The organism is Crocosphaera sp. Alani8, from assembly GCF_038442745.1.
GTDB lineage: Bacteria > Cyanobacteriota > Cyanobacteriia > Cyanobacteriales > Microcystaceae > Crocosphaera.
Genome location: NZ_JARVCN010000235.1, coordinates 20,432 through 33,202, shown reverse-complemented (window position 1 = coordinate 33,202; position 12,771 = coordinate 20,432). Strand labels below are relative to the sequence as shown.

Annotated in this window: 9 protein-coding genes; 5 read left to right on the top strand and 4 right to left on the bottom strand. The window is 36.3% G+C overall.

Annotation, left to right across the window (positions count from 1 at the left end):
* Window positions 1–54: 54 nt before the first annotated feature.
* Together P9B04_RS14030 and P9B04_RS14025 are read left to right on the top strand one after the other, a co-directional pair.
* On the top strand, window positions 55–1,440 hold the full coding sequence (locus P9B04_RS14030; protein WP_342055610.1) for an ABC transporter substrate-binding protein: 1,386 nt from the start codon (window positions 55–57) through the stop codon (window positions 1,438–1,440).
* Between the two features lie 24 nt (window positions 1,441–1,464).
* Window positions 1,465–2,391, top strand: coding sequence for a hypothetical protein (locus P9B04_RS14025; RefSeq protein ID WP_342055609.1), 927 nt, complete (start codon window positions 1,465–1,467; stop codon window positions 2,389–2,391).
* A 101-nt stretch (window positions 2,392–2,492) separates the two neighbouring features.
* Here P9B04_RS14025 and P9B04_RS14020 read toward each other — a convergent pair whose 3' ends face one another.
* Both P9B04_RS14020 and zds read right to left on the bottom strand, forming a co-directional pair.
* On the bottom strand, window positions 2,493–2,939 hold the full coding sequence (locus P9B04_RS14020) for an SRPBCC family protein (protein WP_342055608.1): 447 nt from the start codon (window positions 2,937–2,939) through the stop codon (window positions 2,493–2,495).
* 57 nt (window positions 2,940–2,996) lie between these two features.
* Window positions 2,997–4,469, bottom strand: coding sequence for a 9,9'-di-cis-zeta-carotene desaturase (zds, locus tag P9B04_RS14015; protein WP_342055607.1), 1,473 nt, complete (start codon window positions 4,467–4,469; stop codon window positions 2,997–2,999).
* Window positions 4,470–4,650: 181 nt separating this feature from the next.
* Here zds and P9B04_RS14010 point away from each other — a divergent pair, with 181 nt between their 5' ends.
* Together P9B04_RS14010 and P9B04_RS14005 are read left to right on the top strand one after the other, a co-directional pair.
* Window positions 4,651–5,070 (top strand): BlaI/MecI/CopY family transcriptional regulator, encoded by a 420-nt coding sequence (locus tag P9B04_RS14010; RefSeq protein ID WP_342055606.1) that lies wholly within the window; start codon window positions 4,651–4,653, stop codon window positions 5,068–5,070.
* A gap of 2 nt (window positions 5,071–5,072) precedes the next feature.
* On the top strand, window positions 5,073–5,924 hold the full coding sequence (locus P9B04_RS14005; RefSeq protein ID WP_342055605.1) for a M56 family metallopeptidase: 852 nt from the start codon (window positions 5,073–5,075) through the stop codon (window positions 5,922–5,924).
* A gap of 7 nt (window positions 5,925–5,931) precedes the next feature.
* Here the strand turns inward: P9B04_RS14005 and P9B04_RS14000 are convergent, their stop codons facing one another.
* On the bottom strand, window positions 5,932–6,513 hold the full coding sequence (locus P9B04_RS14000; protein WP_342055604.1) for a M23 family metallopeptidase: 582 nt from the start codon (window positions 6,511–6,513) through the stop codon (window positions 5,932–5,934).
* Between the two features lie 207 nt (window positions 6,514–6,720).
* Between P9B04_RS14000 and P9B04_RS13995 the strand changes: the two genes are divergently transcribed.
* Window positions 6,721–7,362, top strand: a complete 642-nt coding sequence (locus P9B04_RS13995; protein WP_342055603.1) for a Crp/Fnr family transcriptional regulator — start codon at window positions 6,721–6,723, stop codon at window positions 7,360–7,362.
* Here P9B04_RS13995 and P9B04_RS13990 read toward each other — a convergent pair.
* Window positions 7,359–12,767, bottom strand: coding sequence for an ATP-binding sensor histidine kinase (locus tag P9B04_RS13990; protein WP_342055602.1), 5,409 nt, complete (start codon window positions 12,765–12,767; stop codon window positions 7,359–7,361). The genes P9B04_RS13995 and P9B04_RS13990 overlap by 4 nt on opposite strands.
* Between the last annotated feature and the right edge of the window lie 4 nt (window positions 12,768–12,771).

Below are 12,771 nucleotides of genomic sequence, written 5' to 3'. Positions count from 1 at the left end.
GCATAAGGCTTTCATGCTTGTTCTTAATTCTCTCATGAATAATGCAGGTTAGCTGTGGCCGGAGCAGTCTATGGTTTACAGAATCAGGCCAACAACTCTAACCCCGAAGATACTCCTTCTCCTACTGAGAGCGCATGTATTGTTGATGAAGTCAACCTAGAAGAAAAACGTTTTAGTAGTGGAGAAAGAGAACTTTTTTCTGAGAATAACACTAATAGGGATTTAAATTGGGGGATTAATGAGTTCAAATCGGGCAAGTATAGGGATGCAAAAGAGTTTTTTGGAAAAGCAAGAGATGCAGATCGCGTAGATCCCGAAGCAAAAATTTATTACAATAATGCCTTAGCAAGAGAAAATGCAAATCCCTTCAAAATAGCTGCTGTAGTACCCATTGACAGTAGGGGAACTTCTGCAAAAGAAATTTTGCGGGGGATAGCAGATGCTCAGGATGCCTTTAATAAGGCTCAAGGAATAGGAAATAGTTTGTTAGAGGTAGTTATTATTAATGACGGTAATGATCCTACCATTGCTGCTAGGGTAGCTCAATATATCAACGAGGATGGGGAATTCTTGGGGGTGATAGGCCATAATTCCAGCGAGGCCAGCAAAGCCGCTTTACCTTGCTATCAAGAGAACAGTATAGCTATGATTTCTCCTACTGCCACAAGTACATCTCTTCAAGGGGGTAACTTTTTCAGGACAGTTGCTAATAATAAAGAGATGGCAAAAGTCATGGGTAAATATGTCAAAAATGACTTGAAGAGTGATAATGTGGTTATTTTTTACGATGATAAAAGCAATTATAGTAAAAGTTTTCTAGAAGAGTTAGAAAAAGATTTGGATTCTGCAGTAATTAAGAATAAGATAAATATTAACCCACCTGACTTTGATGTTGAAGACAACGTTGAAAGAAATATCCCGCAAACTGAAGAAGAGAAGAAAAAATCAGTGGCAATTTTATTACCTAGTACGGAAACAACATCGGTAGCAATTAGAATTGCTAAGAAAATTGATAAGCAGATCGATGTATTAGGTAGTGATACACTTTATCTTCCAGATACTTTAATTCAGGGAGGGAATTCTATTGAGGATATGGTAGTAGTTACCCCTATCACCATAGCTGAGGATTATCAACAATCAGCGGCAACTTCTTGGGGGGGATATATTAATTGGCGTACAGTATCTGCTTTTGATGCCACTCAGGCTTTGATTGAAGCTATCAACAATGCCGCAGATGATTACAATAACCCAACTCAAAAAGATATCCTCAACCAATTACCCTTAATTAATAACAATGGAGTCAAGTCAGAAGCCTCAAATAAACTCTTAACATTTAAAGACGGGGAACGGGTTTCTGAGCCTGTTTTGGTAAGAGCTAGTAGCAATGCTCCTGCCACTCCACAAGGTAGTGAATTCGGCTTCACAGAATTATCTCCCTAATTAGTCATAATTGAAGAACTATTTATGGAACAACAAGAACAACAATTGATTGATCGGCTAATTTCTTTGGAAAACAGATTCCAGACTCTAGAAAAATCCCTCGAAGCAGGAAATCATCCTTGGGGAATGCTTAACGCTTCTCGGGTTACTGGAGCCTGGAAACAGGAGAAATTTGCTAAATTAAATATTACTCAACAGCAGTTAGTAGACTTATACAAAGATTGTCCTCAAATCTTAGCTGAAGTTGCCATAGAAGTATCTTTAACTGCTCAGACTTATCGCCAACGTCAACATGGGCAAATTTATTTAGAAAAAGTTACTCGTGGCAATTATTGGTTGATAGGGACGGAACCAGAAAGTTATTGGTTAGTGCCAAAAGACACCATTAAAATTAATGTTCAATCCGTAAAAGTTACTGAACTTTTATTTGATTGTAAGAAATATGAAGCTTCTCAAAACAGAGAATTTACCCTGATTCAAGCAGCGGAGGTTTCTCCTCATATACATGGGGAACAGTGGATGTTGAAAAACCCAGGGGAATTGGATTTTAGTGAGAGATCTGTGGGTTCTCAGTTGAGAGAAGAATTAGTCAGAATAAGAGAAGAAAGATTGCAAGTTAGTTTTAAATTGAAACAGTTAAATAAGGATTTTTGGTGTTTTAAATATGAATTAGAAAAGTTAATCGAAGCACAAAAACAAGAAGTTTCTACATTGCATCAGCAGCTAATTGCATCTAAGGAAGAACGTCAAGAACTTCAGCTTAAAACACAAGGATTAGAGCAACAACTATCAATATTGCATCAGCAGCTAATTGCATCTGAAGAAGAACGTCAAGAACTTCAGCTTAAAACACAAGGATTAGAGCAGCAACTATCAATGGCGAGTAAGGAACGTCTCAAACTGGAAAAGAGAGTTGATTACTTGTTTGAATTAATGAATAAGGAATCTTGAATAAATTAATTAGTATTTGGATACTTTCAGATTGAAAAAGTGCCGAATTTATAGAACAATAATTTTATCAAGACTTAACGCCGAACACCGAACTCGGGTAACTATCCATTTTCCTTTGCTTTCATCGCATAATCTCTAAATCTTTCGAGATCAGCCATAATAGTTGATTCTACCACTCTACCTAAAAACAGGTTATCCATTAATTTCCCTAACCATCCAGGAATACCATAAGCAACACTTAAGCGAACAATGCTACTACCTTGGCGATCGTAAAAGCGAATTGCTCCACGATTGGGCAAACCATCTACCGATTCCCATTGTATGATTTGATGGGGAGTTACCTTTAAAATTTTTGATAACCAAGTAAACTCTAAGCCACCACTGGCTAATTTCCAGCGTGACAATTCTGGGTTTTCATCTAATATCCTAACTGAGTCGATCCACTTCATCCATTGTGGCATTTGTTCTAAATCTGACCATAATCCCCACACTAATTCTATGGGAGCATCGACTTCAATTTGTACGCTATGTTCTAACCAGTTAGACATTTTATCTTGACAAAATTATTAAAAGTAGGGTTAGGAATCCCAACCCTACCCTTCATTTTAGCCAATTGTAGAAACTTGAGGGGATTTTTTAATGGTTTCTGCTGTTTCTAAAATAACTTGTGCTGCTTGTTTCCCTGAAATAGTAGCTCCTTCCATACTATCGATATAGTCTTGTTGGGTATAACTTCCTGCTAGGAAAAAGTTGGGAATGGGAGTGGACTGAGAAGGTCGATAAACATCCATTCCTGGGGCTTCTCTGTAGAGAGATTGGGCCAATTTAACCACATTATACCAAGTCATATTTAAGTCTCGCGATGAGGGAAACAACTCGTGAACTTGTTTTAAAACGTGGTTAGCAATGTCTTCGTTTTTTGCTTTGACAAAGGGATCACCAGGGGTCAAAACTAATTGTAATAACGATCCTTCTCCCTCTTTATAATAGTCCCCAGGACTACTCAAAGCTAAATCAGAGAAACAGGAAAAATCAGCATCCGCTGTGTAGAGTAAATTGTCAATTCCGGCTGCTTTTTCTAGCTGTTTACGTTTTTTTTCGTCTTCTAACTCTGTTACCCAACCGTCAAATCTCAATTGCACCGTTGCGACGGGAACCGCCTCCAATTGATAGATGTTATCAAACAGGGGAAACTTACGCCAAGCACTCGGTATTAATCTTTGAATTCCAGGAACATCGCAAGCACAGACATAAGCATCGGCGGTAATAGTTTCTTCTTTTTCTCCAGAGGCAACAACTAATCCTGTAACCTCAGTTTTATCGCTATTTTCTGTGTATAAAACGTCCCTTACTCTGCGTCTGGTATGAATTTTTACTCCACGACTTTCTAGATAATTTGTGATAGGTTTATGGAGGTATTCATGGGGTGATCCTTCTAACATTCTCAGGATAGAAGCCTCTGTTTTTGTGGCAAAAAAGAGAAAAATGGTTAACATACAACGGGCGGAAATATTCTCTGTATCGATAAACCCTAAAGCATAGGCGATGGGGTTCCACATCCGTTTTAAACTTCCATTGTTACCCCCCTGCTTACGAAACCAGTCGGCAAAACTGATGGAGTCTAGGTTGCGAATAGTTTTCATCGCGCCCTCGAAGTTGACTAAACCGGGTACTAGGGGACTGGTTCCCAGAGCCAAAGAATTGGCCATTTTGTCGATAGCTGAAAGTTGGGAGGTGGTAAAAAACGCCTTTAAACCGTGCAAAGGTGCGCCGACAGCAAAACGAAAGTCTAACTCCCCAATTCTACCCCCACGGTTAATAAAGGTGTGGGTGTGTTGTTTGAGGCGTAAATTATTGATCGCCCCGACTTTTCTCATTAAGGCAAAAAGGTTATAGTAACAACCGAAAAAGACGTGTAAACCCATTTCGATGTGATTTCCGTCTTTATCTACCCAACTACCCACTTTTCCACCGACGAAAGGACGAGATTCAAAGATTTCTACTTCGCAACCCGCGTCCACTAAGTCGATGGCCGTGGCCATACCTGCTAAACCTGCACCAACGATCGCAACTCGCATTCTTTAGTTCCTTGTCTCATTTTCTTTACATATTGTAATCATATCAAATAATAAACCTGAGTTCGGAGTTAGGTTATAATCTGGGGATAAGTATTAAGTTAAGACAACATTTATGGTTGACTACGAAAAAGTGTTAGTAAGATAACCAGCAATACCACCATGATTTAATCATAACTGCTCTATGTCTCCCTTACCCGAATATCGTCCCCAAAAACTGTCTTTAGGTGCCTTGGAAACAGAAATTTTAGAAATTGTCTGGGACTTTGGCCAGGCCACGGTTAAGCAAATACACGACCACATTTTGGCTGATCCAGAAAGGGAATTAGCCTATGCTTCTGTGACCACTGTTTTGAACCGTTTAACGAAAAAAGGCTGGCTCAACTGTTGCAAAACCAATAAAGCTTTTACTTGGGAACCTTTAGTATCCCGAGAACAAGCCAAAGCTTTACAAGCTTATGAACAATTACAACAATTTTTGGCCATTAGTAACCCAGATATGGTAGCATCCTTTGCTGATAGTCTAGATGCAACCAGTTTAGAACGATTAGAAGCGATCGCAACTCGTCTTCAGGCCATTCGTCGTCAAAGGGGGAATCCTTAACCATGCACTTAATGATGATTGTTGTAGCTTTAGCGGTTGCTTTTGGCATACGGTTTTTATATTCTGTGTGTTCTTATGGTATGAGTTGTTGGCAACGATCGCTGATTGCTTTTTTAGCACCACCTTTATTATTATTAATGACTGCGATCGCCGTTATTTCTATGGGTTATCATGGGGAAATGCTAGGTTTCCCTGCCAGTCGCTTCAGTTATTTATTAGCAGTTTGTTTTTTAATATTTAGCTTTATCCGAGGGTTAGAAATTACCTATCAGGGGTGGCTTTCTACCCAAAAAGTAAAAGGATATCCTCGGAAAAATATTTATAATATCCCCACAAGAATTTTAGAAACCAATTTACCCTATAGCGCACAGGTTGGATTTTGGAATCCAGAACTGATCGTTAGTAACGGTATTTTAAACACTTTAGACGAAGAACATTTAAAAGCAGTTATTGCCCACGAACAGGCACACATTTACTACCACGATACTTTTTGGTTTTTCTGGTTAGGCTGGTTGAGACGTATTAGCTTTTGGTTACCTAAAACCGAGGAATTGTGGCGCAGTCTACTGTTATTAAGAGAAATTAGAGCGGATCAAAAAGCATCCCAAAAAGTTGACCCTTTAACCTTGGCAGAATGTTTACTTATTATTGCTCAAGAAATTAATAGAATAGCAACGGCCAACCCTTTAGGAGTATTAGAAGCAGGGTTTCATGGTATAGATTTAGATAACCGACTAGAAGAGAGAATCAATGCCTTATTTAATGAATCAGATTATATTAACTTTGAGGGCATCAATTGGTACTGTGTAATAATCACCCTACTACCTTTGATTTCTATTCCTTTTCACCGATAAAAATAGATTAACGTCTTCTAATTAACTCCGCTTGTTCGGGGGTTAGAGATGGTCCTTGACGGGGTAAAAAAGCGACGGGATTGACAGATTTTCTGCCCCCAGGACGAATCTCAAAATGTAAATGGGGTCCAGTGCTAAAGCCTGTACTACCCATTTCGGCTATTTGTTGACCTTGTTCTACGGTTTGACCCGAAGTTACCAAAAGCCGTTGGTTATGTCCATAAACGCTTACATTCCCATCGGAGTGACGGATACTAACTTGATAACCTAAACCTTTACTACTCCAACCTGCAAAAACCACTACACCGGAGGCTGCTGCCAGAATAGGGGTGCCAATGGGGGCGGCGATATCTAAACCTGCATGGAGATTACCAAAACGCATCCCAAAACCAGAGGTTAAGTTCCCTTGAGACGGCCAGATATAACCTCTGGAAGATACAGGGGTTTGGGGTAAATAGCGAGTAGAAGGAGGGTTCTGTAATTTGGTCCCTGTTTCTTCTTCAGCAGAGGCGATAACTATAGAGTGGGAGACTAAGGAGACAAAAACGCTCACACCAGCAACGATTAGTTTACTAGATAATAATTTCATAAATTCATAAGTGAGTGCAGGAGTAATCTCTTATATTCCATTAAGAAAGTTAAAGAGTTGTAAGCCACTGTAGCAGAAAATAGATTTTTGTAAAGTTTGACCCAGGGTCTTGAGTCTTTTAATCTGATGATTACCCAATATTTACCTTGATCTTTTAGACTGTTTCGTAGAGTATTGTCCCTTGATGGTGGAAAGACTGAAATTAAGATGTTACTAGCCTACAACCCGACGCAACCTCTGCTCCTGGAAGAGACAGAGGATGGACGACTACACTTTTATGAACGAGGGGAAACGATTCCCTTAGTTGGTGGAGGTGTTTGGCAAGTTTATCGTGGTGTTGCTCAATTGAGTCAGCTATCCCCCCAAGGAGACGAAATTTTGCTAGGATGGGCGCAACCTGGGACTTTTTTTGGTTCCTGGTTAACTTTTGTGGACTCCTATCAAGTGAAAGGGTTATCCGGTCTTTATCTAAAGTGGTACGGAATAGAAGATTTGAATAACTCTGCTGAGTTGAGTCAAATGGCTTTTACTCAACTGGCCCGAAGGATGCGTCAAACGGAAGCTTTGTTAGCCATTTCGGGATTAAAACGGGTTGAAGATCGTCTACAACAGCTACTTCATTTACTGGAACAAGAGTTAGGGGAAACCGTAGAAAAAGGGACTCGCATCAAGGTTCGTTTAACCCATCAAAATTTGGCCAACGCTATCGCAACCACCAGGGTAACGGTGACTCGTTTATTGGGAGAGTTTCAACGTCAAGGATGGCTTTGTTTTGATAGCAATCGTCACATTATTATTACTTCTGTCAAGTTGGATTCTGCTCCCAAGTCTCATCCCAGTTTCAACTAATTATAATTAATTTTTCCTGTGGGGTTTTTTCTGGGCAAAATGATTTTTAATTTGGTATATGTATTTTCTTCGCTGTCTATTAAAATTTGCCCTTGATGTCCTTGAACAATGATATCGTGGCTAATGGATAGTCCTAAACCTGTACCTTCTCCGGTGGGTTTTGTTGTGAAAAAAGGATTGAAAATTTTGTCAATAATAGTTTGAGAAATTCCTTGACCATTATCATAAATAGTAATTTCCACTTCCTCATCTGTAGCTTTTGTGGTAATTCCTAAAGTTGGTACAAAGCTATTGTCGAGGGATTTGCTTTTTTGATGAACTGCGTAACAAGCATTATTAATAGCGTTGAGAAAAACACGGCTAATATCTTGGGGAACAACATTAATTTCTGGAACATTACTATCATAATTGGTATCAATTTTAATTTTAAAAGATGGTTCTTTAGATCGCATTCCGTGATAGGCTAAATTGACCGATTCTGCTAATACATTATTAATATCGGTTAATTGTCGTTGTTCCGATTTCCCTTTGGAGTGCATCAACATTCCATGAACAATTTTATCTGCCCGTTGTCCGTGTTCATGGATTTTGTGAGAATTTTGTTTAACATCTTCTAAAATTTCTTCGATGTAATCGATTGTTTCTTCATCTAATTTCTCTTTTTGGGTTCCTATCTCTTCTTGTAATTCTTCTGTTAATTCCACACAAAGTTCTGCAAAGTTGTTAACAAAGTTGAGTGGGTTTTTTATTTCGTGAGCAATTCCGGCAGTTAATGCACCAAGAGAGGCTAATTTTTCTTGTGCAATAATTTGATTTTGCGTTGCTTTAAGTTGGGTCAAAGTTACATTTAATTGTTGATTTTTATCCCGCAATTCTTGGGTTCTCAATTGAACTTTCTTTTCTAGGGTTTTATTATATTCTTCTAATTGTTCGTAAAGACGAGAATTTTCTATGGAAACAGCAGCTGAACTGGATAAAATATTGACAATTTCTATTCTGCTGGGGGTAAAAGCATCTGTGGTTAAGTTGTTTTCTAAATAGATGATTCCGTTTAGTTTTCCTTGATTAAGAATAGGGGTACAAAGAATTGATTTTGGTTGATTGTTAAGAATGTATGTGGTTTGTGTGAATTCACCTTCTTGAGTTGCATTGTTTAAAACCACATTTTCTTTAGTGTTGGCTACATAATTAATAATGGAAATTGATAGGTTAATCTCGTGGTTATCGTTTTCAGAGTTATTTAGAGGAATTGATTGTAATATGGTCAGATTTTTATCCTCGATGTTTCCTTCAGCTTCAATAAACCAATTATTATTATTTTCTAGTAATAAAAATCCTTTCTCGGCCCCTGCATTTTCGATGATTGTTTTCATGAGTTTTTCTAACAGTTTCTTCAAAACAATTTCACCCGAAATAACTTGAGATGCTTTGAGAATACTATCAAGATCTAACTCTTCCACTAAGGCTTTTGCCGTTGCTTTTATTTTTAATTCTTCTGTAGGGTTAGTATTTGTTGCTAGTAGCTGAGGATAGGTTTCTTCTAACTGTTTTACTTTAACCGTAGCCCCCCAAATTTTGTAATAATAATAAGCATCTTGTAAATAATAATAAGCTATGTGGCCATAATTCTTCTGTAAGTAAAATTTGGCGGCTAATTCATGAGCGATCGCTTTTTCATGGACATAATCACTGTTTTCCAAGGCTGCAATTGATTGATCATAATAGTCTCTGGCATTTTGCTCTTCACCTAAGACTCGACATAATTCGGCTTCAATTAAATAAAGTTTTCCTAAATAGTGGCTAGGGTTATGAGTTGCCAAAAGTTTCAGATTCGTCTGACATTGAGTAATTTTTTCGATTATATTTTCTTGTTCTTCAAAAGATTTTTGATGGCAAATAGCTAAGTGGGTTAAGCAATAGTAAAAGAGAAACTTCGGAGTTCCTGGGGTTAACATTCCTCCTATATATTTCTCTCCTTCTATTGCACATTCTAAGGCATTTTCTAAATCACCCAATAAATAACAAATGGTAGTTTTATGAGTATAAATATGAAATAAAGCCAGATTATAATTACCTTGCTTATACAATGGAAGCATCTGATCTTCGTTAAATGCTTCCCCCACTAAACGACAAGGAAACTTACATTCATTGCGTAAGTTAAGCACAAGTTGATGATTCATTGCTAAGAAATATAGACTGTTCTTACTTTGCATTTTTCTAGCAGCTTGTGTGTACTTAGTTAATTCGCTTTTAACCTGATTTAGTTCTTTTCCAGTGGCAAATAAATAATTACAATATAATTGTGCATTCCACATCGCATACTCTACGTCACCTGTTTCTAATCCTTTTTCATAACCCAATCTTAAAGGATTTAATAGTTGATTTATGGGTTCTTTCCAATGTCTAATAGATAAAACAACAATAAAATAAGTTCGTGATTCTAATCTTTTCGCTGAAAGTTTTGATAATAACGATAAAGCTAGTTCTCCAAACTCATAACCATCATCAAACCTTTCACTGATTTGAGATAAAAGTTGACCATAAAAGGCGTAAGCAACGCAAGCTTCAGGGGAGTTTCCGTACTGCAAACATAGCTTAACTTGTTGGGTAACGGTGACAATAAACAGTGGAAAACTTGCTAAGTATGCAGCCATACTCATAGTAACTAAAATTCTCAAAGCTGCTATGGCTTTATCATCTTCGATAAGGGGTAAATTAACTAGGTTTTTAATAACTATATCTTTTAGTAAAGTGTTGGTTTCTTGTAAAGAATTTTGGATTTCTAATTTGGTTGGACTTTGAGGAATATCTATTTCTAATAAAGCTAACGTTGATAAGGATAATTCAATAGCTTCTCGCAACTTATTTTGGGCAGTAAATGCTTGTATTTTTATTTCATAGGCTTTAACTTTGTCCAACAGAAATGGTGTATTGTTGATAATAGTTGTAACTAAAGCTTCCATAATCTCAAACCTATTAGTTAAGGAAGCAGATTCGCTTGCTTCTAAATAAAGTTCTAAAGCCAACTGATATTTAGTTTCCCAAATTTTATCTTCTTCTAAAAAACTAATCGCAAACTGTAAATAATTTAAAGCCACTTCATAAGCTGCTGATGCTTTTGCTTTTTTTCCAGCAACTAAGTTTAGTTCAGCTAGTCTCTCATATTCTAAAGGATCATTGATCAGTTTATAACCAATATTAATTTGATTTACAACATCAAATATTTTTTCTTCTTGTTTTATTTTTGGGATGTAATTTAGTAAGAAAGTTCCTATTTTATAGTGTATTTCTTCTTGTTTCTGCTTAGGTAGCAAGGAGTAAGCTGCCTGTTGTACACGATCATGAGAAAATTGATAGCTAATTTTTAATGATTCGGGTATTTCTTGGCTTTCTTGATAATTATTAATGAGTTTATATTGATTATTTATAGGGGTTATCAATCCCTTTTCTAAAGCTTGTAGCAAATTTTCTGCTACTTCAATTTGGGAACAATGACTTACTTGTGCTATGGTCGCTAAATCAAATTTACTACCAATACAAGCAGCTATCTTGATACTTTCCTGTACTTCTGTAGGGATGTTTCTGATGTTATTTGTCATCAGGTCAACCACATTTTCAGTAATTTGTAAAGTTTCAATTTCATTCTCATCATAGTCCCATCTTTTTTGCTGATTTTGAAAAGATAAAACTTTATTTTGATAAAGAGACTGTAAAAATTCTTTGATAAAGAAGGGATTCCCATTGGTCTTTTTTCTGACTATTTCTGCTAAGTCTCTATATTTTTTCTGCTTTAACTTTACGGTTTCTTTTATTAATAGTTCAATGTGGGATGCCGCTAAGTTCTTAAGAACAATTTCTTGGATGATTACCCCTTGATTATGAAGATCATTTAAAGTCAATTTTAGAGGGTGTGCTAGGTCAATTTCATTGTCTCTGTAGGCACCAATAATTAGTAGAGATTGATCATCTAATACGGTGCTTAAAGACCTTATTAATTGTAATGAAGCCGTATCAGACCACTGTAAATCATCTAGAAAAATTACTAGAGGATGCTGTCTTTTAGTAAAGACCTTTAAGAAGTTTTGGAATACTAAGTTAAACCGATTTTGTGCTTCTTTTGGTTCTAATGAAACAACAGTTGGTTGGCTTCCTATAATTTGTTCAATTTCAGGGATAACATCAATAATAACTTGTCCATTAACCCCTAAAGCGTCTAATAATTTATCGCGCCACTGATTGATATTTTGATTGGATTCTGTTAATAATTGTTTAACTAATTCTTGACAAGCCTGTATTATGGTTGCATAAGGAATATTGCGTTGAAATTGTTCAAATTTTCCTGAGATAAAATACCCTTTTTTCTGAGCCACATAAGGGTAAATTTCACGAATTAAAACAGATTTGCCAATACCAGGATTTCCAGACACTAATATCATTGCATTGTGTCCTTGTGTCACTTTTTCAAAGGTATTAATTAAAGTTTCTATTTCCCTTTTTCTACCGTACAATTTCTGTGGTATTTTAAATTTATTAGATACATCATATTTTCCTAAAGAAAACATCTTGATTTGATTCTTTTCTTTTAATTGATATACACATTTCTGTAAATCATTTTTTATTCCTGCAACACTCTGATACCTTTTTTCTGGTGTTTTCGCCAACAGTTTGATAATAATATCCGAAAGGATAGGAGGAATATCTGCATTTATCTCATGGGGATAAGTCGGTTGTTTAGCAATATGAAAGTGAACTAACTCTAAAGGATCTTCTGTAATAAAAGGAAGTTGCTTAGTTAACATTTCATAAAAGGTTACTCCAAGAGAATAAAAGTCAGTACGATAGTCAATTTTTCGGTTCATCCTTCCCGTTTGTTCGGGAGACATATAAGCTAAGGTTCCCTCAATTAAATTAGGATTAAATTCTTTAGTATTTTCTAAAGTTAGTTGGGTTGAAATTCCAAAATCAATTAATTTGATTTCTTTACTACTAGGGTGTATGATAATGTTGGTTGGGTTAATGTCTTTATGAATAATATTAGAATCGTGGACAATCTCTAATCCTTCAACAATTTTGATAGCAAAATCTAAAAAAGATTCAATAGTTAGCTGATAATCTTTTAATAACGAGTCTAAAGATATTCCTCCAAAGTCCTCTAAAATTATTACTAAAGTTTTTTGATATTTATCGATACCGTAGGTTTTAATAATTCTGCGAGAATTTAGAATACTAAGTATATTATATTCTTGTTTAAACTGTGACAAAGTAAAGGGGTCTGGATAATTTTCTTGAAGAATTTTTAAAATAACCGGTTGTCGATCCTCTTCCCTCAGACCTCGATAAATTAAAGAATGGGAACTTTCGTAAATCTTTTCTATAATTTGACAGTTATTGATAATCATATTCATAGTT

What these genes read in the sequence shown, in the direction of transcription:
- P9B04_RS14010 (WP_342055606.1), top strand. Translation starts at nt 4,651, where the DNA reads ATGTCTCCCTTACCCGAATATCGTCCCCAAAAACTGTCTTTAGGTGCC.
- P9B04_RS13990 (WP_342055602.1), bottom strand. Translation starts at nt 12,767, where the DNA reads ATGAATATGATTATCAATAACTGTCAAATTATAGAAAAGATTTACGAA.
- P9B04_RS14000 (WP_342055604.1), bottom strand. Translation starts at nt 6,513, where the DNA reads ATGAAATTATTATCTAGTAAACTAATCGTTGCTGGTGTGAGCGTTTTT.
- P9B04_RS14025 (WP_342055609.1), top strand. Translation starts at nt 1,465, where the DNA reads ATGGAACAACAAGAACAACAATTGATTGATCGGCTAATTTCTTTGGAA.
- zds (WP_342055607.1), bottom strand. Translation starts at nt 4,469, where the DNA reads ATGCGAGTTGCGATCGTTGGTGCAGGTTTAGCAGGTATGGCCACGGCC.
- P9B04_RS13995 (WP_342055603.1), top strand. Translation starts at nt 6,721, where the DNA reads ATGTTACTAGCCTACAACCCGACGCAACCTCTGCTCCTGGAAGAGACA.
- P9B04_RS14005 (WP_342055605.1), top strand. Translation starts at nt 5,073, where the DNA reads ATGCACTTAATGATGATTGTTGTAGCTTTAGCGGTTGCTTTTGGCATA.
- P9B04_RS14020 (WP_342055608.1), bottom strand. Translation starts at nt 2,939, where the DNA reads ATGTCTAACTGGTTAGAACATAGCGTACAAATTGAAGTCGATGCTCCC.